Here is a 22,272-nt window from a genome sequence, read left to right on the forward strand (position 1 = left end):
GGATTGGCGCGCGCCTTAGTCGCCCTGACCGGGATCGGGTGAGAAGAATTTCTCGAACTTGCCTTCGACACCCTTAAACTCATCGGCATCTGCCGGAGTTTCGTGCTTGGTCGTGATGTTGGGCCATTCGGCGCTGTACTGCGCGTTGAGTTCGAGCCATTGCTCAAGACCATTTTCGGTATCGGGCAGGATCGCTTCAGCCGGGCACTCGGGCTCGCAAACGCCGCAGTCGATACATTCGTTCGGGTTGATTACGAGCATGTTCTCGCCTTCGTAGAAGCAATCTACGGGGCAAACCTCGACGCAGTCCATGTATTTGCATTTGATGCAGGCATCGGTGACGACGTAGGTCATTGCTCGGTTTCTCCCCTAGGCAGTTCGGTTTGTTGACCAACGCCTATTGTGCCTTTGGCGCGCAAGTCAACGGGGGAAATGTTCTGTGCGATCAAATTTCGTCGTAACAGGCCTGCGCTTCGGGTGCGGGACCACGCCTTGGCGGTATCGAAAGCAGCCGGATGGCGAGCGCGCCCTGCCCTCGCGGCAACGTGATCGTATCGCCGACCTTGACCTCTAAACTCGGCTTTTCAACACGATTGCCATTGAGCCGAACATGGCCTTCGCCGATCAATGCCTGGGCCAGGCTGCGCGATTTGGACAGGCGCAAATGCCAGAGAAGCTTGTCTATCCGCAGCGACGTGCCCGCCAAAGCCTAGCCGCCCATCTTGTCCTTGAGCGCTGCAAGTTGCAGCGCGAGCGCCGAGGGAGCCTCATTTTTGGGCTTTGACGGTGCAGGCGCAGCCTTCGGCGCATGCGTTGGCTTACCGCCCTTTTTGGGCTTTCGGTCATGCGCCTTGGCCGGGCGCGGTGCGGGCTTTGCCTTGCGGATGCCGATCCAGCGCCAATAGGTCAGCTTCACCGGTTGTTCGGTTGCAGTAACAGGAGTGGCGGTTTCCGGAACCGCTTCGCTTTCTGCAACAGGTTCTGCGGCGACGGGTTCGGTAACAGCGGCCTCTTCGGCTATTGGTTCGACGACGGCTTCCTCGACTGGCTGCGGCTCTGTTTCGGCCACTTCGGCACTCTCGCCCTGCTCGGTCGATTCAGCGGCAGGAGCCGAAATCGATTCGATGCGGCGGAAACCGGCATCGCGCATCAGCGACTGCAGCCCTTCCTCGCTCAGCCCCAATGATGTGGCAAAGGCCATGTCCATGCCGAACTCCAGCGCTTCACCGCGCGCCTCATGCGCCTTTTTGATCACGCGTTCGGCAAGATCGATGCGAACATATTCATTGCCGATCTTGCGATAACCGGCATTGCGGCAATCGGCTGCAGAGGCGAAATTCCATTCCTTCAGATGCACCGCGCTTTCGGGTGGCAGCTCCGGCATCGGCTTTTCGGTCTGCGCTGAAAACAGCGCTGCGCGCCAGCGTGCGGCTGCAGGCTTCAGGATTGCGTGATGGTAGACATCAAGCGCGCCGAAAACGATCCCCGCCTTGCGCGCTATCGCCCTCGCATCCTTGGGAAGCGCGGTTAGTGTGTCGGCAAGGAATTGCCGCCCTGCAATGCCACCGGCATCGGCCAACCGGGCCGCGAGGGCACGCACAACACCATCGGTGGCAGCGTCAGCCGCGAGTTGGTTGAGCGCGACGAGCCCACCCATATGCTTTGCAAGTTGCGTTTGGATCCATGCTTCGGCCCGCTCGGTGATCGCACGCAGGTCATCACCTTCGATGCCTGCAACGGCACGTGCAGGTTTGAACAGCGGCTGCAGCAGGCTGCGCCCGCGCGCCAGATGGCCAAGCACGGCACCCTGCCAGTACAGTGCCGGGCGACCTTCGCCATCGCGTCCAAGTGAAAACTCTTCGTTTTCGGCCATTACCACCGCCCTTGCCTTTTCTTTCAGATATGCTGCCAGATGCCGCTCGGCTGCTGCAAGCAACAATTTGCGTTCGCCGACTCGTGCCGAGGGATCGACGCGAAAGGCAAATCCGTCAAGTTCGCCAATATGTTCGCCATCGACGAACACCTGATTATCCGCATCTACCTGCACGGGAAGCAGACTTTCATCCTTGCCGCCCTTTCGCATCAACATCGATGTGCGTCGATCGACGAAACGTTGGCGGAGTGCGCTGTGCAAAGCGTCCGACAGCTTTTCCTCCAGCCGGCGTGATCGCTCTGCCATGGCGGGCGGATCTTCGACCCAATCGGCGCGATGCGCGACATACGACCACGTCCTCGCAGCAGCGATCCGGGCCGAAATCGTGTCGACATCGCCCTGTATTGTATCCAACCGTGCAAGTTCGCCCGCAACATAGCTGTGCGGAAGAATGCCAGCGGTTGCGATATGTTCCCAGAGCCCCGCGACAAAGCGGCTGTGATGTTCCGCGCCAGTCTGTCGAAAATCGGGCAGGCTTGCGACTTCCCAGAGCCGCGCAACGCTTTTCGGCCCGGCAAGGTGCCGGGTCACTTGCGGCATGTCAGCGAGGCGTTTCAATACAGCGAGATCAATAGCTTCAGGAGCCGCGCGCAAAGGTGGGCCATCCGGTTTCGCCTCAAGATCGGCAATCAATTGCTGGAGGCTGTCGAAGCGCGGTGCAGCTTCGCGCCAGTACATCCAATCGAGTGCGGGGAATTGGTGGCTTTCAATCGCCAATACTTCTTCGGCTGTGAATTCGCCTGCTTCACCAGCCACTGTGCCAAAGCTGCCATCGCGCTGATGCCGCCCAGCGCGGCCTGCAATTTGCGCCATTTCGGCGACGGTTAGCCGCCGCGTCCGGTTACCGTCAAATTTGGATAATCCAGCGAAAGCAATATGCTGCACATCCAAGTTAAGACCCATTCCGATAGCATCCGTGGCGACCAGATAGTCGACTTCACCCGATTGGAACATCTCGACCTGGGCATTGCGCGTGCGGGGGGAGAGTGCGCCCATCACCACTGCCGCCCCACCGCGCAGGCGACGCAGCAACTCGGCCACCGCATAAACCTGCTCGATCGAGAATGCGACAATTGCTGAACGCGGTGGCAGGCGGGAGAGCTTTTTAGGGCCCGAATAGCTGAGGGTGGAAAAGCGCGGGCGCGAGATGATCTCCGCATCGGAAAGCAACGCGCGAACCATTGGTCGCAGGCTTTCCGAGCCGAGAATCATCGTTTCTTCACGCCCGCGCACATGCAGCATCCGATCCGTGAATATATGCCCACGCTCGGGATCGGCGCCCAATTGGGCTTCATCCAGAGCGGCAAACGCGAATTGCCGTTCCACCGGCATCGATTCGGCGGTGCAAAGATACCAGCGCGCGCCAGGCGGTTCGATCCGTTCCTCCCCGGTTATCAGCGCCACTTCCTTGGGCCCTTTGATCGCGACCACACGATCGTAAATCTCCCGCGCCAGCAAGCGCAGCGGAAAGCCCATCACACCGCTCGAATGCGCGCAGAGCCGTTCGACGGCGAGGTGCGTCTTGCCGGTGTTGGTGGGCCCAAGCACGGCCTTTACGGTATCTTTGGGGGAGGACATTATCGCGCCTGCCTATCAGCCCCCTTCCCGCGCGGCTAGACCGGATTTAGGCTGTTCCTCACGGCTCGCCTTAAATAGTTGCAACTGAAATCTTTGCAGGGCATTTGCGATTGCATGAGCAACCTTCCCACACTCGATTTCGCTTTGGGCGAAAATGCGGAGATGATCCGCGACACAACTTATCGTTTCTCGACCGACAAGATTGCGCCGCTGGCGGCTAAAATCGATGCCGACGACTGGTTCCCGCGCGAAGAACTCTGGACCGCGATGGGCGAACTCGGCCTGCACGGCATCACCGTCGAAGAGGAGGATGGCGGGCTTGGCCTTGGCTATCTGGAGCATGTCGTCGCGGTAGAAGAAGTCAGCCGCGCCTCGGCGTCGATCGGGCTGTCTTACGGCGCGCACTCCAACCTGTGCGTCAACCAGATCCGCCGATGGGCCAACCCCGAGCAGAAGGCAAAATATCTGCCCAAGCTGGTGTCGGGCGAGCATGTTGGCAGCCTTGCCATGTCTGAAGCCGGCGCCGGGTCCGACGTCGTTTCGATGAAGTTAAAGGCAGACAATGTGCAGGGTGGTTTCGTACTCAATGGCACCAAATTCTGGATCACCAACGCGCCTTACGCCGATACGCTGGTCGTCTACGCAAAAACAGCCCCCGATGCAGGCTCGCGCGGGATCACTGCTTTCCTTATCGAAAAGGGTGATGAGGGCTTTTCCATCGGCCAGAAGATCGAAAAGGTCGGCATGCGCGGCTCGCCAACCGCCGAACTGGTGTTCAACGATTGCTTCATCCCCGAAGACCGCATCATGGGCCCGCTGCATGGCGGCGTGGGCGTGTTGATGAGCGGGCTCGATTATGAACGCGTGGTGCTTGCTGGTTTGCAGCTCGGCGTGATGCAAGCCTGCCTCGATGTCGTGTTGCCTTATGTCCGTGAGCGCAAGCAGTTCGGCAAGGCAATCGGCAGCTTCCAATTGATGCAGGCCAAGGTCGCCGACATGTATGTCGCGCTCAATTCGGCGCGCAGCTATGTCTACAATGTCGCACGCGCGTGCGATGCCGGACAGACGACCCGTTTCGACGCAGCAGGCGCTATCCTGCTCGCCAGCGAAAGCGCGGTGAAGGTCGCCGGCGAAGCGATCCAGGCGCTGGGCGGTGCTGGCTATACCAAGGACTGGCCGGTCGAGCGTTACTGGCGCGATGCCAAGCTGCTCGACATTGGAGCAGGCACCAACGAAATCCGCCGCATGCTGATTGGCCGGGAACTGATCGGGGCGGCATGAGCGCACGTCCCGTCCTCGGCGTCATCGCGTGCAACCGCATCGTCGGCACCGAACCGGCGCAGGCAGTGATGGAACGCTATATCCGCGCGGCGATGACCTATGCCGATGTCGCAGCGTTGATTGTCCCCTCACTTCCCGACCTGATGACCGCAGCGGAGGTCGCGCCGCGTCTGGACGGCATATTGCTGACGGGCAGCCCATCCAATGTCGCGACCGCGCGCTATGGCGACGATGGCGGCGAAGGCCCTTTCGATGAAGGGCGTGATGAGATCGCACTGTCGCTGATTGACCGGATGATCGATGCGCAGAAGCCGGTTTTCGGGATCTGCCGAGGCTTTCAGGAAATCAATGTCGCGCTTGGGGGTACGTTGCGCCGCGATACGAGCGCGAGCGATGAACTGCTGCGCCACCATGCGCCCGATGGCGTCTCTTTCGATGCGATGTTCGACCATCGCCACCCCGTGGAACTGGCTGAAGGCGGGATGCTGGCCTCTGCCTATGCGAAGCCCGCGCTCGAGGTGAATTCGGTGCACTATCAGGGTATCGGCAAACTGGCCGAAGGCCTTACTATTGAAGCGCGCGCACCCGATGGTTTGATCGAAGCGTATAGCGCCCGCCCGAATGACGCGCCTTTGCTCGCCGTGCAGTGGCACCCCGAATGGGGAACTGAAAATGATCCGGACTCGCAGACCTATTTTCACCTGCTCGGAAAGGCGTTAAGAGGGCAACTGTGAATACCAAGGTGACTCGATATAATCGTTACCAGGCGAGGATCGGCTTCTCGCCTTAGACTTCTTTTGATTGAAGCGGAGACGCAACAAGGCGGACTGACGAAGTTCCGCTTTAGGATTTTCTCCGCACTTCCGCCCCCACGCGAGAACATCATTCAAAAGGATCAAGAAATGCCCCGCAATTACGACATCGCCGAACTCCGCCGTCTCGACATCGCCCATCACCTGCCCGCCCAAGCCGATTGGCAGGAAATCGAGAATCTGGGCGGCAGCCGCATCATCACCCATGCCGAAGGTTGCTATATCCATGACGGAGACGGTAACCGCATCCTCGATGGCATGGCGGGCCTTTGGTGCGTCAATGTCGGTTATGGCCGTGACGAACTGGCGGATGTCGCTGCTGAGCAGATGCGCGAGCTGCCTTATTACAACAGCTTCTTCAAGACGGCGAACCCGCCGACGGTATTGCTGGCGCACAAGATTGCAGGTCTGACGCAGAACCGTTTGCCGCATGTCTTCTTCAACAGTTCGGGCAGCGAGGCCAACGACACCGTCTTCCGCCTGGTCCGCCAATATTGGAAGCTAAAGGGCGAACCCAAGCGCAAGGTCTTTATCAGCCGCTGGAACGCCTATCATGGCTCAACCGTCGCCGGCGTTTCACTTGGCGGGATGAAGGCGATGCATCCGATTGGCGACCTGCCGATCCCGGGTGTCGAGCATGTCCGCCAGCCCTATCAGTTTAACGAAGGCCGCGACATGACGCCCGAGGCATTCGGCACCGCATGTGCCGAAGCGATCGAGGCCAAGATCCTCGAAGTCGGACCTGAAAATGTCGCTGCGTTCATCGGTGAACCCGTTCAGGGTGCTGGCGGTGTCATCATACCACCGGCCAATTACTGGCCGCAGGTTGAGGCCATCTGCCGCAAATATGGCATCCTCCTGATCTGCGACGAAGTTATCTGCGGATTCGGCCGCACCGGCAATATGTGGGGCCATGAAACGATGGGCGTTAAGCCCGACATGATCGCAATGGCGAAGGGCCTTTCGAGCGGTTACTTGCCGATTTCCGCCGTCGCCGTGTCGGACGAGATCATCAAGGTCATGAAGACCGGGGGCGATTTCGTCCATGGCTATACCTATTCCGGGCATCCCGTTTCGGCGGCAGTGGCATTGCGCAACATCGAAATCATGGAGCGCGAAGGCTTGGTCGACAAGGTCCGCAACGAAACCGGGCCCTATCTCGCTAAGGCCTTGGCATCGCTCGACGACCACCCTCTGGTCGGCGAAACCCGTTCGGTCGGATTGCTGGGTGCAGTTGAAATCGTTGCCGACAAGGCGACGGGTGCCCGCTTTGGCGGCGCAGAAGGAACCGCCGGTCCGTTGGTGCGCGACATCTGTATCGCCAACGGCCTGATGGTGCGCGGCATCCGCGACAGCATCGTGATGTGCCCGCCGCTGATCATCTCGACCGCACAGATTGACGAACTGGTTGGCATCATCCGTAAGTCACTCGACAAGGCCGAGCCGCTGCTCCGCGCGCTCTGAAGGGTTGACGTCCATGCCCACCTGATTCATTTAGGTGGGCATGACAGACAACAGCGACGATCTTCCGCCCGACAACGAAACCATGCGCGAAGTGAAGCGTGCCAAAGCGCGCAAGGAAGCCGCAGATAATAAGGGCGGCATTGGCTGGAAAACCGCTGCTGGCATCGGCATTGGTTCTGCCGCGCTTGCCGCCGCGTTGATCTATGCCAACAAGGCACGCAAGAAAGATAGCGACTAAACCAGAGCAGACTGGACTTTTCAGGCGCTTCACCTACCGCTGGCGCCATGAAAAATCTGAAACCTGTCGCTGCCTTGGCGGCTCTATCGACCGCCTTCTCTCCCATCGTCTTTGCAAGTCTCGCGATTGCCGCTGAGCCCACCGCGGCGAAGCCGGTTTTGACGTGCAAGATCAAAACTGCCGAGGGCCTGTCTTACACCGTGATCAAGGCGGGTGCGGGCGAGAAACCGGGCGCAGATGCGCGGGTGGAGGTCAATTATAGCGGCCGCCTGGCGTCCGATGGCAGCGAGTTTGACGCTGGCCAGGGCGCAAAGTTCAAAATCGGCGGCGTGATCCCCGGCTTTGCACAAGGATTGAAACTGATGCAGCCGGGCGGAAAGTACCGCCTCTGCATTCCGGCTGCGCTCGGCTATGGAGCGGAGGGCAGCGGGCCGATCCCCGCCAATTCCGACCTGGTGTTCGAGGTAGAGCTGCTCTCTTTCACAACGCCCTCACCAAAGCCGGTGATCGCGCCTGCGGATCGCACCTGCAACCAGACGACCGCGTCTGGCCTTGGCTATGCTGTGATGAAGGCGGCGCAAGGGCGCGTGGCTACTGATGCCGATATGGCACTGGTCGATTTTTCGCTGTTCGATGCGGAAACGGGCGTCGTCGACCAGCAGCGCCAATGGGAGAAGATTCCGCTGGCCATGGCAACTCCGATGTTTGCCGAAGCGCTCAAGCTGATGCCGCTGGGTTCTACCTATCGTTTTTGCATGCCGAGCAGTGCAGCGACCGAAGCCGAACCGGCGACCAACATCATCGTAACGCTGATCGACCTTCGCCCTGCCCCACCGGCGGAGGATTGAACTTAGCTGAGCAGTACCACCGGGCTGTCCGCGCGCCAGTGCATGCTGACGCGGTCATCCCAGGTGAAATCTTCCTGGTCGTGGCGTGAGAGGTTGGGTCGCGAAACGCGGATCATCTCCCCGCTGTCGAGCTTGATCTCGTACAGGGTGATGTCGCCAAGATAGCTCATTCCCTTGATCACGCCGCGTGCGAAATTGTGCCCTTCGGGCGCATCCTTGGCTGCGGCGCGCACCGCTTTGCCCTCACCCGGAACGTGGAGGTAGATTTTCTCCGGCCGCAATGCGACCCAGACATCGGCCCCATGTGGGCCGGTTACGCCATGGTTCAGATACACCATGCCAAGCCCGGGGCAATCGACCGCCGCCTTGTCGGGCTCATCGAGCGTCAGTTTGCCTTCGAAAATATTTACCGAACCCACGAAGTCGGCGACGAAACGGTTAGCGGGGAATTCGTACAGATCTGATGGCCCGGCCAGCTGCGCGACTTCACCCTTGTTGATCACGGCAATACGGCTGGCCATCGACAGCGCCTCATCCTGATCGTGCGTGACGGTCACGAATGTGATGCCGACCTGATCCTGCAGGTCCGAAAGCTCAAATTGCATCTGCGCGCGCAATTTGGCGTCGAGCGCCGAAAGCGGTTCGTCGAGCAACAACACCTTGGGCCGCATCACCAGGCTGCGCGCAAGCGCGACGCGCTGGCGTTGCCCGCCTGACATCTGGTCGGGCATGCGGTCTTCAAACCCGCCAAGTTTGACCAATTCCAACGCCTCGCGCACTCGTTCCTCGCGTTCACCCCGGCCGACGCCGCGGATTTTTAGGCCATAAGCGACATTGTCTGCCACCGACATGTGCGGGAACACGGCATAGCTCTGGAACACCATATTCACTGGCCGCTTGTTGGGCGGAACGTCGCTGACATCGACGCCATCGATGATGATCTGGCCTTCGGTGGGCAATTCGAACCCGGCGATCATGCGCAGCAGCGTCGTCTTTCCACAGCCCGAAGGGCCGAGCAAAACGAAGAACTCGCCCGCCATGATATCAAGGTTGACGTTGTCGACCGCGGTCACCTTGCCAAAGCGTTTGGAGACGTTGCGGATCTGGATGATGGGTTGCTGGTCGGACATATCAATGGGATTCCGCAATGGCTTTCACACCCTGCAGCTTGAGCGCGACAGCGGTGAGGACGATGGTGAGGATGATGAGGATGGTCGAGGCGGCGTTTACTTCCGGCGTGACCGAGAAACGGACCATCGAATAGACCTTCACCGGGAAGGTGATCGTATCGGGCCCACTGGTGAAGAAGGTGATGACGAAATCGTCGAGGCTAAGCGTGAAAGCTAGTAGCGCGCCCGCGATCAAGCCCGGCTTCATGTGCGGAAGCAGGATGTCGCGGAAGGTCTGCCATTCCGACGCACCCAAATCTTTTGCCGCTTCTTCCTCTTCCTTGTTAAAGCTTTCCAGACGCGAACGCACGACCATCGCCACGAACGGGAAGCAGAAGGTGATGTGCGCAATCGTGATCGCTGAAAGATTTAACGGCCAAGGAAGATCGGTCGGCCACGAAATCTTGGCAAAGAAGATCAGGAAAGCGACGCCGAGGCAAATCTCTGGAACGATGATCGGCAGCGACATGGTTCCTTCGACCGCTCCCTTGAATGGAAAGCGGAAGCGCCAGAGCATGACAGCCGCCAATGCGCCAAGAACAAGGCTGAACACCGTCGCCAATCCGGCAATGGTAAGCGAATTGACCATCGCCTCCACCAGCGAGTCATTGTTCATCGCCTTTTCGTAATATTTGAGCGTGAAGCCCTTCCACACAACGTTGCGCTTGCTGTCGTTGAAACTGAAAATCATCAGGATCAGCAGCGGTGCGTAGAGGAAGAACATCGTCGCACCGACCCAACCGCGCATCCAGGTCTTGCGGGTATATTCGAGCGGGGCAACCGGTGTGCGTTTGAACAGCGCCATCAGTGCGCCTCCCTTCCCTTGTCGCGCCGCATCGATTGCAGCGCAATCAGGATGAACATCGCGTAGATCAACAGGAAGGATAACGCCGCGCCAAAGGGCCAGTCGTTGGCGCGCTTGAACTGGCGCTCGATAACATTGGCGATCATCTGACTTTCAGTGCCCCCCATAAGGTCAGGCGTCAGATAGGCGCCCAATGCAGGGATCAGCGTAATCATCACACCCGCCAAAATGCCTGGCCCGGCGAGCGGCACGACAATCTTCATCAGCGTGCGCAAATGCCCTGCCCCCAGGTCAAGGCTCGCCTCGATCAGTGATTTATCCAGCCGGTCGAGCGCGGCGTAGAGCGGCAGCACCATGAAAGGCAGGTGGACGTAAACCAGCCCGAGCACCACCGCGAAATTATTGTAGAGCAGTTGCACCGGCGTCCATGCCTCAAGCGGTTGCATGCCAACCAGCGTGCGCAGCCAGCTTGCCCCCTCCCACAACGCACCCAGCCCTTTATTGGCGTAGCCGTTGGTACCCATCAGCATCATCAGCGCATAGGTGCGGATCAACAGGTTGGTCCAGAAGGGCAGCATGATGCCAAGCAGCAGCCAGGGCCGCCATTTGGGCGAAGCGAAGGTAATCGCCATCGCCACCGGGAAGCCGACAATCAGGCAAATCAGCGTGACCAGCGCGGCGACCGCCAGCGATTTCAGGAATATCGATAGATACAGCCATTCGGTCGCACGTTTGTAATTTTCAAGCGTGCCCGAAATCGCGATGTCGGCTGGCCCGGCATTTTCGCCAAAGCTGTAAAGCCAGACAATCGCCATCGGTATGAGGAAGAAAAGCAGCAGCCAGAAAAGCGGCGCCCCCGCAATCGCTGCGAACGGCCGCTTATGCTGTTTCCAATCCTGTAGCCCCCCTGCCACGGATCAGGCGGCCCGCACGCGGGTGAAGGCCTCCTCATATTTCGCCTGAAGTTCAGGATTGAACTTCGCATATTCGCACTTGGCGAGAACATCCGCTGGCGGGAAGATGACCGGATTATTCTTGTAATCGTCGGGCATCAGGGCCTTGGCGGCGTTATTGGGCGTCGGGTAAAGAATGGTTTCGGTGATCTTCTTGCCTGCCTCTGCATCAAGCAGATAGTTGATGAAGGCATGCGCATTTTTGGGGCGCGGCGCGCCTTTGGGAATGCAGAGATTGTCCGAATTGAGCTGGCTGCCTTCCTTGGGAATGACAAAGCCGATATCTTCGTCCTCGACCATCGCCTGCGCGATATCGCCATTATATTCGAGCACGACATCAACCTCGCCCTTGAGCAGCAGGTCCTGGCCATTATCCTCGTGGAAGGCCTTGATGTTGGGTTTCTGCTTGATCATCAGCGCTTCGATGGTCTTGATATCGGCTTCGGTCAGGCCGTTGACTGACTTGCCCAGATATTTGCCATAGAGACGGAACATGTCGCCCGCTTCCGAAAGAACGGCGATGCGGCCCTTATATTCGTCGCTGTCGAACAGCACTTTCCAGCTATCGGGCGTGCCCTTCACCTTCGACTTGCGATAGCCGATGCCAAGCGACAGCCAGGTGTAAGGCATCGAATATTTGCGCTTCGGATCATAGGGCACATCCTTGAACTCGGGCGCGACATTTTTCTCGAAATTCGGGATTTGCGCGAAATCGAGCGGCATCAGCATGTCGGCAGCGGCCATGCGCTCGACAAAGTCATTCGACGGCACAATCACGTCATAGCCGGGATTGCCAGCCTTCAACTTGGCAAACAGCTCGTCATTGCTGGCGAACAGCGTCATGTTGACATCAACGCCGCTGGCACCCTTGAAATCCTCAAGCGTGGTTTCGCCGATATAGGTGTCCCAATTGTAGAAGTTCAGCTTGGCTTCCTCACCATTGGCGAGCTTCTTCGCTTCCTTCTCTCCACATCCTGCAAGTGCGCCTGTAAAGGTCAAGCCGACAGCGGCGACCCCCATCCCCTTCAGCAGCGACCGACGGTTCTGTGCGTTATCCAACAGCGTCTTGAAATCCATGGCTTTACTCCACCTTTTTATGCGTTCCCTCGATTCCGGAGACTGACGCAAAAGTGGCGAATTTCAAGCCATTTTTTTGGATTTAGGCGTTTCTTAGATACCAGTCATAATCAAGACGGGGTACTTCGCTGAAATAGCGGTCCTGCTCGACGCGTTTGACGATTGAATACATGTCCACGAAGCGTTCGCCCAGATAGTCGCGCATGATGCTGGAGGCATGGAAACGGTCGACTGCAGCAAACCAGTTGCTCGGCGGCTTGTCATCGCCCGAACTGTCTCGATCATAGCCATTGCCGACCACCGCAGGGCCGGGATCGGTCTGGTTCGCCATGCCATGATGCATGCCTGCGAGCACGGCAGCGACTGCAAGATAGGGGTTGGCATCGGCCCCACATGCGCGGTGTTCGACATGGCGGGTCTTGGGCGCACCTGCCGGAATGCGGAACGAAACGGTGCGGTTGTTCACACCCCAGGTTGGAGCAACCGGCGCATAGCTGTTCGCCTTGAAACGGCGATAGCTATTGGCATTGGGCGCAAACAGCGCGAAGCTATCCCCCACATTTGCAATCATCCCGCCGATGGCGTGGCGCAGCGCATCGGTGCCCTCGGGATCTTCGCTGGCGAAGATATTGTTACCATCGGCATCGTTGACCGAAACGTGGATGTGCATGCCGCTGCCCGCCTGATCGGCAAAGGGCTTGGCCATGAAGGTGGCTTCCAGCCCATGGCGCTGGGCGGTTGCCTTCACTAGGCGCTTGTACATGATTGCGTCGTCACAGGCGCGCAGCACATCGGGCTTGTAGCACAGCGTGAGCTCGAACTGCCCCGGAGCGAATTCCGAAATCGCGCTTTCGAGCGGGAGCCCCTGCGCATCGCAAAAGGCATAGAGATCATCGAAAAATGGACGGAAATCTTCAATCTCGCGCAGGCCATAGACCTCTACATTGCGCGGGCGATCCTTGCTGTAGCCGGGCGCTGCAGGGCGGATCAGGCCGTCTCGGGTACGCTTTGGATCGACAAGATAGAATTCGAGTTCGACCGCGACCGCAGGCACCAGGCCCTGCTCCGCATAGCGATCCACGACCCGCCCGAGCACATGGCGCGGATCAAGGTCGTGCGGGGTGCCGTCGAGTTCGTAGAAATCGACCAGGAACTGCGCGGCATTCTCCCCGGCCCAAGGCGTTTTGACCAGCGTACCGGGCACCGGCTTCATCGATCGGTCAGCATCGCCATCTTCCCAGACAAGGCCAGTTTCGACCGTATCCTGCCCGGTGATATCCACCACCGTGATCGATCCCGGAAACATCCGTCCGGTTTCGTATACGGCAATCACTTCATGCTGGCGCAACCGTTTGCCACGGGGCACGCCGCCCATATCGGTGTAGATCATGTCGATCGCATCGATATGCGGATTGGCCGCGAAAAACGCTTCCGCTTCGCTCTTCGGCGCGATCACGGCCGAGGATTTGGGATGATGGCTCAACTTTATTACTCCAGAAATTCGGTTACCGCGGCGTCGAGAATATGCACCAACCGGTCAACCTGCCCCTCTTGCGTTGCCGGCGACAGCAACATCATATTGTGAAACGGCGCAAGCAAAATGCCGCGATTGGCGAGATAGAGGTGGATTGCCGCCTCCAATTTGGGATGCATCGCAGCGCGTGCTTCGCTGCCATTAGTTGATGGGCGGTCAGCGCAAACAAACTCCACCCGCGCACCTACATTCACCACGTGCCAGGGTAACCGGTGGGTTTCGATGACGCTCTCGATGCCCTTCACCAATCGTCGTGCCAGTTCGAGCATGTGACGATAGGCATCATGAGTGATAACCTTGCCGACCATCGCATGCATCGCCGCAATCGCCAGCGCATTTGCCGATAGCGTAGTGCCGATGCCGCTATGGCCGCTCGGCCTGCTGGCATTGAGTTTCGCCATGCGTTCAGCAATCTCATCGCTGAACCCGTAAACAGCGGTCGAGATGCCCCCGCCAATCGACTTGCCGATCACCATCATGTCCGGTTTCGGGCCAAAGGCATTGCTGTGCCCGCCATAACCGGAGGAAATGGTATGCGTTTCATCGAACACCAATATTGTGCCGGTTTCGCTGCACAACCGGCGCAACGCTTCGAGATAACCGGGGGCATCGCGCACCATCCCGACATTGGTCATCACTGGTTCGGCAAGCACACAGGCAATGTCACCGCGTTTCAGTGTGCGCTCGAGAGCTTCGAGGTCGTTGAACTCAATCACCGAGGTGGTCGGCAGGATATCGTGCACTTGCCCGATCAGGCTGGCGCGCATTTTCGGTTCCCAACCTGAAGGATGGGCGCGCAGGTCGACAAATACATCGTCGACGGCTCCATGATAACAGCCATTGAAGATCAAGATTTTCTTGCGCCCGGTAATCCCGCGGCACCAGCGGATCACAGCCCGGCTTGCTTCGCTCGCCGTGGTCGTAACCTGCCAGCGCGGCAGGCCGAACATCCTGGCCAGCATCTCACCCAGTTCAACGCCTTTTTCGGTGGGGAGCATATAGCTGAGCCCCTCGCCCGCCTGCTTTGCAATCGCATCAGCCAGCGGCTTGGGCGAGTGGCCGAACATGCTGGCGGTATCGCCAAGGCAGAAATCATCGAGCTTGCGACCATCAACCGTGGTCAGCACAGCGCCCTGCGCATGGGCGGCGACCAGCGGTGCGGGGCTTGGCCAATCGAGCATCCAGTGAAAGGGAACACCCTGAAACCAGTTGGTCGACGCCTGCTGGGCAAGCGTCAGCGATTTGGGGTTGGCCGCACAAAAGGCGGCCGCTTCACGCTCAGCAGTCCTGTCGATAGAAGCGTCTGTAATCATAGGCGATCCCTTAGCGCGTACCAAAGCAATCCCAAAGTGGCGAGTGGCCGCGCGAACAGCCGTCCGCCGGGAAAGGGTTGCTGCGGTAGGTTCGCAAAGACATCGAACCGCTCCATCGTCCCGGTAACCGCTTCGGCCAGCAATTCCCCAGCCAGCGTCGTGACGAGCGCGCCATGTCCGGAAAAGCCGTGGGCGAAGAAGACGTTCCCCTTGCGCCCCATATGCGGCAACCGGTTCATGGTTACCCCCACTGCGCCACCCCAGGCATAGTCGATCGGTGTTTCAGCCAGCGAAGGGAACACGTCGACAATATGCTTGCGCACAAAGGCAGCAATATCGGCAGGCGGTGACTGAACATACTTCTCTCCGCCACCAAAGATCAGGCGCTTGTCGGCGGAAAGGCGGAAATAGTTGAGGACGAAGCGGCTGTCGGCAACGGCTGCATCGCTGGGCAAAAGGCTGTCGGCATCAGGCAGCGGTGCTGTCGCGATATTATAATTCATGATCGGAACAGTGTAGCCGCCCAATGCACGATCCAGATCGCCCATCCAATTGTCTGCCGCAAGCAGGATGGACTGTGCCGTCGCAATTCCATTAGCCGTGCAAGCCTGATTTCCCGCAATCTTTAAAACAGGGCTGTGCTCGAATATCACAACACCTGCATCCAACGCCGCCTTTGCCAAGCCAAGTGTATAGTTCAAAGGATGGAAATGCCCGCCTTGGCGGTCGTAAATCCCACCATGATAACCGCCACCATTGATATGCCTGCCCATATCCTTTGGGTCGACGATTTCGCTCTCCCAGCCAAATTCCTTGGCGAGATATTCGGCGTCGCGCTGCATCGCGCGATAATGATCAGGCTTGAATGCTGCCTCTAAATGGCCTGCCTTCAGATCGCATTGGATGCCATCCTTGGCGATCCGGCTTTTCACACGTTCAACCGCGCCATAAGCGAGATCGTAAATCGCCTGCGCGCGTTCGCGGCCGAATTCCTCGTCAATCTCTCGCATCGACCAGCGCAAGCCGGGAATCAATTGGCCGCCATTGCGCCCTGATGCTCCGAAACCGATCGAATGCGCTTCGAACAACGCGACCTTCAGCCCCTTTTCGGCGCACGCAAGGGCCGCCGACAGACCCGTGAAGCCGCCTCCGATAACGGCTACGTCAAAGCTTTCATCACCCGAGAAAGCAAGCCGACGCTCCCAAACATTGGCGGTCGCACGGTAATAGCTGTTTGCCAATTGGTCGGGCATCACACCCTCAACAGCAGATGCTCGCGCTCCCAGCTTGAAACCACCGACTGGTAGTTGAAAAGCTCATGGTCTTTCACTGCATAATAGATGTCGAAGAAATCCTCGCCGAGGATATTGCGCACCGGTTTGCAGCTGGAGAAACGGTCGAGAGCCGCTTCAAGCGTACGCGGCAAAGTGCGGGCGCGGTTATAGGCGCTGCCTTCGATTGGCTTGGGCGGCTGCAGCCGTTCGACCATTCCCACATAACCGCATACCAGCGACGCCGCGATCGCCAGATAGGGGTTTGAATCGGCACCCGGCAAGCGGTTCTCAACGCGGCGGTTGTTGCGATCCGATACCGGGACACGGAAACCGCAGCTGCGGTTATCAACGCCCCACTGTACGTTAATGGGCGCGGCACTATCCGGCCGCATCCGGCGGAAACTGTTCACATTGGGCGCCCAGAGCGGCGCGACCTGCGGCATATAGCGGGCAAGACCCGCAATGAAGCTTTTGAACAAGGCGCTATCGCGGCCATTGGCATTGGCGAACAGGTTCTTGCCCGTTGCCGAATCCACAACCGATTGGTGGATGTGCATCGCACTGCCCGGCTGCCCGGCCATTGGGTTTGCCATGAAGGTTGCATAAACCCCATGCTGGCGCGCGACATTGCGCACCACCCGCTTGAACAGGAATACCGAGTCCGCAAGCGCGAGCGGATCGCCATGGATGAAATTCACCTCAAGCTGGGCGGCCCCCATTTCGTGGATCATCGTATCGATATCGAGCCCCATCAGCTCACAATCGTCATAGATATGGTCGATGATTGCTTCATATTCGTTCATCGCCTCCAGCCCGTAAGGCTGGCTCGCGGTTTCGGCGCGGCCACTAGAACCTGTCGGCGGTACCAACGGGAAGTCGGGGTCGACATTCTGGCTGACGAGGTAGAACTCCACCTCGGGCGCGATGATAGGTTTCCAGCCCTTTTCCTCATAAAGCCGCAGGACTTTCTTGAGGATGGCGCGTGGCGCCAGCTCAACCTCCGTGCCATCACCATGATAGGCATCGGCGATAACAAACGCGGTCGGGGATTTGAAACCCGGCGCAATGCAAATCGTCTCCGGATCGGCGATCAGGGTCTTGTCCGGATCTTTGTCCCAGATATCAGCGATATCTTCCGGATAGTCACCATCGATTGTGCAAATGAAGACGCTGCCGGGGATACGGAGCGACTTGTCACGGACCGAAGAGAGGAATTTTTTTGCGGGCAAAACCTTGCCGCGTTGCACCCCGTTGATGTCGGGTACGATACATTCGACTTCGTCGATATTATGTTCGGCGATCCAGCTCGCCAGATTGACAGACATTGTTTTTCACCGGTTTAGGGCCGGAAACTGGCCTGCCACATAAGGACATGCCGGGCTTGAACAGTCAAGCCCGGCATTCAGTTTTACCTTTTGCCAGCCTGAAGCCGGCGAGATGTCAGAAGCCGTAGCTGATCGAGAAGACGGCACCCGCCTTGCCAAGACCGCCAACAAACCGGTTGGTATCGACATAGGATGCGCCAAGTGTGAAGCCTTTGACTTCCGCCGTTACACCAAGCGACCAGTCAATCTTGTCATCGCCAAATGCGCCATCTTCATAGCCGATCGAACCGCTTAGCGACAACGGGGTATTGGGGATACCGATCGAGGCATTGGTGCCCAGATAGAAGTTGTCGGTGTTGCCCGTGCCGTCCTGGCTTGGTGCGTAAGCAACCATGCCGCCGAGGGTTACCGGTCCCACGGTGGTACCGAGCTTGCCGATGAATTCAGCATAGTTGAAGGCCGAAACGCCGGGATACATATAGTAGGTGACGCCCAAGTCATAAGTGACGGTGTCACCACCAGCGAAACCGGCATAAAGATCGACTTCAATATCTTCGCCCGGGTTTTCCGCAATATTCGAACCCCAAACACCAACATAGAAACCCGACTCGTGGCTGACAGTCAAAGTCGGCTGGACCGCAAAATCCTTGTCCGACAGCGAAACACCGCGGAAACGATAGTCGGAAACTACCGCAATACCGCCCGAAACGGTGAACGGGCCTTCAGCTTCTTCTGCCGCTTCGTCTTGTGCGAATGCCGGCGCAGCTGCCGACATGCTGCCCACGACGACGCAGGCTGCTGCCAGCTTGAAAATTGACTTACGCATATTTTTGACCTTTCTTCACTTAAACTCGCTGACAGCGGACGCGTAGGCCCCTGCCCCCTAGATGGCTGTTCTTTCCCGCGAGTTCTGCCAGCTTCCTGTTTTGATATGGTTAATGGCGCTGCCAGTGTGCAGGTGCACAAAAACAGCAAGCCGCATGGCAATCAAGCAATTTTATGTCTGCAACATTGTCCTTTTTATAAGTTGTGGCATATCGGTCACAGTAGCATGGTGCCGGTGGGTACCCAGCAAGGACCGAATTGATGCGTGAAAACGACCCGCTTGCGGCATTCTGGATGCCCTTCACTGCCAACCGAGCCTATAAGGCACACCCGCGCCAACTGGCTGCAGCGAAGTACATGCATTATTGGGATGTCGCCGGGAACCGCATTCTCGATGGCACTTCGGGCTTGTGGTGCAGCAATGCCGGGCATTGCCGCACCCCGATTGTCGAAGCAATTGCAAAAACCGCGGCATCGATGGATTTCGGCCCGACATTCCAACTCGGCCACCCCCTCGCCTTTGAACTGGCAAGTCGCGTTGCCGAACTAATGCCTGAGGGGCTGGATCGTATCTTTTTTACCAACTCGGGCAGCGAGTCTGTCGATACGGCGCTCAAGATAGCGCTGGCAGCACAGCGCGCACGCGGCCAAGGCACGCGCACCCGATTGATCGGGCGCGAGCGCGGCTATCACGGCACCGGCTTTGGCGGAATTTCGGTGGGCGGTATCGTCAACAATCGCCGCTGGTGGCAGGGCCTTCCGGGGGTGGACCATTTGCCGCACACGCACGACCTGTCCAGGAACGCCTTTTCGAAAGGCTTTCCGCAGCATGGTGCCGAACTGGCAGACGATCTGGAGCGGCTGGTTGCCCTGCACGGGGCGGAAACCATCGCCGCCGTCATTGTGGAGCCCATGGCCGGCTCAACCGGTGTACTGATACCGCCGGTCGGTTACCTGCAACGGCTGCGTGATATCTGCACCAGGCATGGCATCATCCTTATCTTTGACGAGGTCATCACTGCATATGGCCGTGTGGGCGGAGCCACCGCGAGCGGCACCTGGGGGGTCACGCCCGATATCATCACCATGGCCAAGGGCCTTACCAATGCAGCGGTTCCCATGGGTGCGGTGGCAGTGCACCGTTCGATCCATGACGATGTCGTCAACAACGCGGCGGATGGTATCGAGTTGTTTCACGGCTATACCTATTCAGGCCATCCGGTCGCCTGCGCCGCCGGGATAGCCACGCTCGATCTCTATCGTGATGAAGGCCTTTTCGAGAAAGCAGAGGAATTGGGCAGCTATTGGGCCGATGCTGCGCACAGCCTGAAAGGAAAGTCGCATGTCATCGATATAAGGACAATCGGCCTCGTCGCGGGAATCGAACTGGAACCACGCGCTGGCGCACCGACCAAACGCGCGACCGAATTGTTCCACGCCTGTTTCGACAATGGGCTCCTCGTGCGCGCCACGGGCGACATATTGGCGCTCAGCCCGCCGCTGATCATGGAAAAATCGCATATCGACGAGATGTTCGGAAAATTGGGGGACCTCTTGGCGACTATCGCCTGATTTCGTCAGAACAGGATCGCGACGAGGATCAAGAGCAAGATCAGTCCGCCAATGCTGATGCCGATGTTTCTGCCAATGTTCATTCTCCTTCGGGAATAGAACGCAGGTGCAGGCTTACTGTTCATTCATTCGAACAGCCTCGGCGGGACGGCACGGTTAACGACTTCGCGCAACGCAAATGCCGTCTCGATGCGTGCGACCCTTGGCAGGCGGGCAATCTCCTGGCGGTGCACGCGCTCATAATCCTCGATCGACGCCGTCCGCACCGTCAGATGATAATCGTTGCGGCCGCTCATCAAGTGACATCGCAGGATCGACGGACTGACGGAAACCGCGCTTTCAAAAGCTTCCATCGCCTCTTCGCTCTGGCTGTCGAGCGTGATCGTCACCATCACAGTCGCGGCCATGCCCAGTTTGCGTAAGTTCACATCGGCCCGATAGCCGCGCACTATGCCAGCGTCTTCGAGGGCCTTTTGCCTTCTTGAAGCAGCACTGGGGGACAGGCCGGCAGCCTCGCCCAATTCCTGCTGCGTTGCCCTGCCATTGGCGACAAGGGCGCTCAATATCTTACGGTCTATGCGGTCAATCTGCATTTATTCGTCGCCTTTTCGATATATTGCGCTGCTTTATTGCATTAAATTCATTCTACTGTCCATAATTTGCGCATTTTAGCTGCGCACTAAGTGCTAAAAGCGGTGCAGACCGCTTTCAACTTTGGAGAGAGACATGCGCATCGGCGTCCCCACAGAGATCAAGGTTCATGAATATCGCGTCGGGCTGACGCCTTCCGCCGTTCGCGAATATGTTGCGCGCGGGCATCAGGTTATGGTGCAGTCAGGCGCGGGCGCGGGCATCATGGCCGGGGACGAGGCATATAAAAAGGCGGGTGCCAAGATTGTGAAATCCGCCGAGGAAATCTTCGCCAAGGCGGAGATGGTTGTGAAGGTGAAGGAACCGCAACCCAGCGAATGGGTGCAATTGCGCGAAGGGCAGTTGCTTTTCACCTATCTCCACCTTGCCCCCGATCCCAAGCAGGCAAAGGGACTGATCAAATCGGGTTGCACCGCGATCGCCTATGAAACCGTCACCGACGACAAGGGCACCCTGCCATTGCTCGCCCCGATGAGCGAAGTCGCCGGGCGACTGGCAATCGAGGCCGCAGGAGAGGCAATGCGCCGTTCCGAGGGCGGTGCAGGCATATTGCTGGGCGGCGTTCCGGGCGTTCCCGCTGGTCGCGTGACCGTATTGGGCGGCGGTGTAGTCGGCACCCATGCGGCGCGCATGGCGGTTGGCCTTGGCGCCGAAGTAACCATCGTCGATCGCTCGATACCGCGCCTGCGCCAACTGGATGAACTGTTCCACGGCCGGGTCCGCACCCGATATTCGACGCTCGACACGATCGATGCCGAAATCAGTGCGGCCGATGCCGTAATCGGTGCGGTGCTGATCCCTGGCGCCAGTGCGCCGAAGCTGGTTACCCGTGCGATGCTTAAGCATATGAAGCCGGGCTCGGTACTCGTCGATGTTGCCATCGACCAAGGCGGCTGCTTCGAAACGTCAAAGCCCACAACGCACGCAGAGCCCACCTATGTGGTCGACGGCATCATCCACTATTGCGTTGCGAACATGCCGGGTGCGGTGCCACAGACCAGCGCGGCAGCATTGAACAATGCCACCCTGCCCTATGGCCTGGCGCTGGCGGACAAGGGACTAGAGGCCTTGCACGCCCACAGCGAAATCGGGCGCGGACTGCTCGCTGGCCTCAATGTCCACAAAGGCAAGGTTACAAGCAAGGCGGTTGCCGAAAGCTTGAACCTGAAATTCGTTGATCCTGAAGTCGCATTGGCGGCGTAATAAGGCGACAACTGCGGTCGTAGACCGCCAGACTTCAGCCCCACAAAAGAAAAAGCCCAGTGCCTAACGGCACTGGGCCTCAGTTGTGGGGTGGCGTAATCCCCTGAGGTCGCCAAAGCCCAATCACCACGAAACGGTTAAGATTGCATTGACCTTTGTCAACAATCGCAACCGGATGTAAATTATATTGGGAGCATCCCGCAGGTTTCAGCATATTGCGGGATAAATGGTGGCAGGGCTTGTATCGAACTTTCAGTCTAAATATCTGTATTTTTGTTTTTCATGTGCGATATGACTTCATTCCCCCACATCTACCCCCACACTCTTGATGCTGGTCCTTTAGAAATGTGACCGGCCCCCATTGAGTGGTCCGTGTTGATTGTTAGTGCATGATTGCCTCCTTGGCCAGTGCTGGTC

At 58.4% G+C, this 22,272-nt stretch carries 20 protein-coding genes; 7 read left to right on the forward strand and 13 right to left on the reverse strand.

The genetic code is table 11. From position 1 onward, the window contains the following. Nucleotides 1–15 precede the first annotated feature (15 nt). The 3 genes from fdxA to ACFSAG_RS06885 all read right to left on the reverse strand — a co-directional run bounded on the left by fdxA (nucleotide 16) and on the right by ACFSAG_RS06885 (nucleotide 3,511). Nucleotides 16–354, reverse strand: coding sequence for a ferredoxin FdxA (fdxA, locus tag ACFSAG_RS06875; RefSeq protein ID WP_374611681.1), 339 nt, complete (start codon nucleotides 352–354; stop codon nucleotides 16–18). A 91-nt stretch (nucleotides 355–445) separates the two neighbouring features. Continuing rightward, a complete protein-coding gene (locus ACFSAG_RS06880; RefSeq protein WP_381512775.1) occupies nucleotides 446–706 on the reverse strand; it encodes an RNA-binding S4 domain-containing protein in 261 nt (86 codons plus the stop codon). Between the two features lie 3 nt (nucleotides 707–709). After that, on the reverse strand, nucleotides 710–3,511 hold the full coding sequence (locus ACFSAG_RS06885) for a helicase-related protein (protein WP_381512777.1): 2,802 nt from the start codon (nucleotides 3,509–3,511) through the stop codon (nucleotides 710–712). Nucleotides 3,512–3,625: 114 nt separating this feature from the next. Between ACFSAG_RS06885 and ACFSAG_RS06890 the strand changes: the two genes are divergently transcribed. The 5 genes from ACFSAG_RS06890 (at nucleotide 3,626) to ACFSAG_RS06910 (ending at nucleotide 8,154) form a co-directional block, all read left to right on the forward strand. Further along, nucleotides 3,626–4,792 (forward strand): isovaleryl-CoA dehydrogenase, encoded by a 1,167-nt coding sequence (locus ACFSAG_RS06890; protein ID WP_381512780.1) that lies wholly within the window; start codon nucleotides 3,626–3,628, stop codon nucleotides 4,790–4,792. Next, the gene (locus tag ACFSAG_RS06895) at nucleotides 4,789–5,526 is read left to right on the forward strand and encodes a gamma-glutamyl-gamma-aminobutyrate hydrolase family protein (RefSeq protein ID WP_381512783.1); all 738 of its coding nucleotides are present in this window, start codon (nucleotides 4,789–4,791) and stop codon (nucleotides 5,524–5,526) included. The genes ACFSAG_RS06890 and ACFSAG_RS06895 overlap by 4 nt, the downstream gene beginning before the upstream one ends. A gap of 168 nt (nucleotides 5,527–5,694) precedes the next feature. Continuing rightward, on the forward strand, nucleotides 5,695–7,068 hold the full coding sequence (locus ACFSAG_RS06900; RefSeq protein ID WP_381512785.1) for an aspartate aminotransferase family protein: 1,374 nt from the start codon (nucleotides 5,695–5,697) through the stop codon (nucleotides 7,066–7,068). A 40-nt stretch (nucleotides 7,069–7,108) separates the two neighbouring features. Next, nucleotides 7,109–7,306, forward strand: a complete 198-nt coding sequence (locus ACFSAG_RS06905) for a hypothetical protein (protein WP_374611691.1) — start codon at nucleotides 7,109–7,111, stop codon at nucleotides 7,304–7,306. 47 nt (nucleotides 7,307–7,353) lie between these two features. Next, nucleotides 7,354–8,154, forward strand: coding sequence for an FKBP-type peptidyl-prolyl cis-trans isomerase (locus ACFSAG_RS06910; protein WP_381512788.1), 801 nt, complete (start codon nucleotides 7,354–7,356; stop codon nucleotides 8,152–8,154). Between the two features lie 2 nt (nucleotides 8,155–8,156). On the opposite strand, the gene ACFSAG_RS06915 is transcribed toward ACFSAG_RS06910, so the two are convergent. The 9 genes from ACFSAG_RS06915 to ACFSAG_RS06955 form a co-directional block, all read right to left on the reverse strand. Continuing rightward, nucleotides 8,157–9,302 carry an ABC transporter ATP-binding protein gene (locus ACFSAG_RS06915; RefSeq protein ID WP_465270195.1) on the reverse strand — a complete coding sequence of 382 codons (1,146 nt, stop codon included), beginning with the start codon at nucleotides 9,300–9,302 and terminating at the stop codon, nucleotides 8,157–8,159. Continuing rightward, the gene (locus ACFSAG_RS06920; protein ID WP_381512791.1) at nucleotides 9,286–10,128 is read right to left on the reverse strand and encodes an ABC transporter permease; all 843 of its coding nucleotides are present in this window, start codon (nucleotides 10,126–10,128) and stop codon (nucleotides 9,286–9,288) included. Before ACFSAG_RS06920 ends, ACFSAG_RS06915 begins: the two co-directional genes overlap by 17 nt. Beyond that, entirely contained in the window at nucleotides 10,128–11,042 is a 915-nt protein-coding gene (locus tag ACFSAG_RS06925; protein ID WP_381512793.1) for an ABC transporter permease, read from the reverse strand. Before ACFSAG_RS06925 ends, ACFSAG_RS06920 begins: the two co-directional genes overlap by 1 nt. Nucleotides 11,043–11,045: 3 nt before the next feature. Next, nucleotides 11,046–12,158 carry an ABC transporter substrate-binding protein gene (locus ACFSAG_RS06930; protein ID WP_381512796.1) on the reverse strand — a complete coding sequence of 371 codons (1,113 nt, stop codon included), beginning with the start codon at nucleotides 12,156–12,158 and terminating at the stop codon, nucleotides 11,046–11,048. 82 nt (nucleotides 12,159–12,240) lie between these two features. Next, nucleotides 12,241–13,641: a glutamine synthetase family protein gene (locus tag ACFSAG_RS06935; RefSeq protein WP_381512799.1), complete on the reverse strand. Its 1,401-nt coding sequence runs from the start codon at nucleotides 13,639–13,641 to the stop codon at nucleotides 12,241–12,243. Nucleotides 13,642–13,646: 5 nt separating this feature from the next. Further along, nucleotides 13,647–15,005, reverse strand: coding sequence for an aspartate aminotransferase family protein (locus tag ACFSAG_RS06940; protein ID WP_381512801.1), 1,359 nt, complete (start codon nucleotides 15,003–15,005; stop codon nucleotides 13,647–13,649). Then, a complete protein-coding gene (locus tag ACFSAG_RS06945; protein ID WP_381512804.1) occupies nucleotides 15,002–16,258 on the reverse strand; it encodes an NAD(P)/FAD-dependent oxidoreductase in 1,257 nt (418 codons plus the stop codon). The genes ACFSAG_RS06940 and ACFSAG_RS06945 overlap by 4 nt, the downstream gene beginning before the upstream one ends. Then, the gene (locus ACFSAG_RS06950) at nucleotides 16,258–17,604 is read right to left on the reverse strand and encodes a glutamine synthetase family protein (RefSeq protein ID WP_381512808.1); all 1,347 of its coding nucleotides are present in this window, start codon (nucleotides 17,602–17,604) and stop codon (nucleotides 16,258–16,260) included. Before ACFSAG_RS06950 ends, ACFSAG_RS06945 begins: the two co-directional genes overlap by 1 nt. A gap of 115 nt (nucleotides 17,605–17,719) precedes the next feature. After that, complete coding sequence (locus ACFSAG_RS06955) at nucleotides 17,720–18,430, reverse strand: TorF family putative porin (protein ID WP_381512811.1); 711 nt, start codon at nucleotides 18,428–18,430, stop codon at nucleotides 17,720–17,722. Between the two features lie 260 nt (nucleotides 18,431–18,690). Between ACFSAG_RS06955 and aptA the strand changes: the two genes are divergently transcribed. After that, nucleotides 18,691–20,001, forward strand: a complete 1,311-nt coding sequence (gene aptA, locus ACFSAG_RS06960; protein ID WP_381512814.1) for an omega-aminotransferase AptA — start codon at nucleotides 18,691–18,693, stop codon at nucleotides 19,999–20,001. A 125-nt stretch (nucleotides 20,002–20,126) separates the two neighbouring features. Here aptA and ACFSAG_RS06965 read toward each other — a convergent pair whose 3' ends face one another. Then, a complete protein-coding gene (locus ACFSAG_RS06965) occupies nucleotides 20,127–20,594 on the reverse strand; it encodes an Lrp/AsnC family transcriptional regulator (protein ID WP_381512817.1) in 468 nt (155 codons plus the stop codon). Between the two features lie 133 nt (nucleotides 20,595–20,727). On the opposite strand from ACFSAG_RS06965, the gene ald reads away from it, so the two are divergent. Continuing rightward, on the forward strand, nucleotides 20,728–21,855 hold the full coding sequence (gene ald / locus ACFSAG_RS06970; protein ID WP_381512820.1) for an alanine dehydrogenase: 1,128 nt from the start codon (nucleotides 20,728–20,730) through the stop codon (nucleotides 21,853–21,855). Nucleotides 21,856–22,272: the final 417 nt, after the last annotated feature.

The sequence above is a fragment of the Sphingorhabdus buctiana genome (assembly GCF_042680825.1).
Classification (GTDB): domain Bacteria; phylum Pseudomonadota; class Alphaproteobacteria; order Sphingomonadales; family Sphingomonadaceae; genus Sphingorhabdus_B; species Sphingorhabdus_B buctiana.

Coding starts and splice junctions, on each gene's coding strand:
- fdxA (WP_374611681.1), bottom strand. CDS start 354: ATGACCTACGTCGTCACCGATGCCTGCATCAAATGCAAATACATGGAC.
- aptA (WP_381512814.1), top strand. CDS start 18,691: ATGCGTGAAAACGACCCGCTTGCGGCATTCTGGATGCCCTTCACTGCC.
- ACFSAG_RS06905 (WP_374611691.1), top strand. CDS start 7,109: ATGACAGACAACAGCGACGATCTTCCGCCCGACAACGAAACCATGCGC.
- ACFSAG_RS06945 (WP_381512804.1), bottom strand. CDS start 16,258: ATGCCCGACCAATTGGCAAACAGCTATTACCGTGCGACCGCCAATGTT.
- ACFSAG_RS06965 (WP_381512817.1), bottom strand. CDS start 20,594: ATGCAGATTGACCGCATAGACCGTAAGATATTGAGCGCCCTTGTCGCC.
- ACFSAG_RS06895 (WP_381512783.1), top strand. CDS start 4,789: ATGAGCGCACGTCCCGTCCTCGGCGTCATCGCGTGCAACCGCATCGTC.
- ACFSAG_RS06920 (WP_381512791.1), bottom strand. CDS start 10,128: ATGGCGCTGTTCAAACGCACACCGGTTGCCCCGCTCGAATATACCCGC.
- ACFSAG_RS06900 (WP_381512785.1), top strand. CDS start 5,695: ATGCCCCGCAATTACGACATCGCCGAACTCCGCCGTCTCGACATCGCC.
- ACFSAG_RS06940 (WP_381512801.1), bottom strand. CDS start 15,005: ATGATTACAGACGCTTCTATCGACAGGACTGCTGAGCGTGAAGCGGCC.
- ald (WP_381512820.1), top strand. CDS start 20,728: ATGCGCATCGGCGTCCCCACAGAGATCAAGGTTCATGAATATCGCGTC.
- ACFSAG_RS06910 (WP_381512788.1), top strand. CDS start 7,354: ATGAAAAATCTGAAACCTGTCGCTGCCTTGGCGGCTCTATCGACCGCC.
- ACFSAG_RS06950 (WP_381512808.1), bottom strand. CDS start 17,604: ATGTCTGTCAATCTGGCGAGCTGGATCGCCGAACATAATATCGACGAA.
- ACFSAG_RS06890 (WP_381512780.1), top strand. CDS start 3,626: ATGAGCAACCTTCCCACACTCGATTTCGCTTTGGGCGAAAATGCGGAG.
- ACFSAG_RS06885 (WP_381512777.1), bottom strand. CDS start 3,511: ATGTCCTCCCCCAAAGATACCGTAAAGGCCGTGCTTGGGCCCACCAAC.
- ACFSAG_RS06930 (WP_381512796.1), bottom strand. CDS start 12,158: ATGGATTTCAAGACGCTGTTGGATAACGCACAGAACCGTCGGTCGCTG.
- ACFSAG_RS06955 (WP_381512811.1), bottom strand. CDS start 18,430: ATGCGTAAGTCAATTTTCAAGCTGGCAGCAGCCTGCGTCGTCGTGGGC.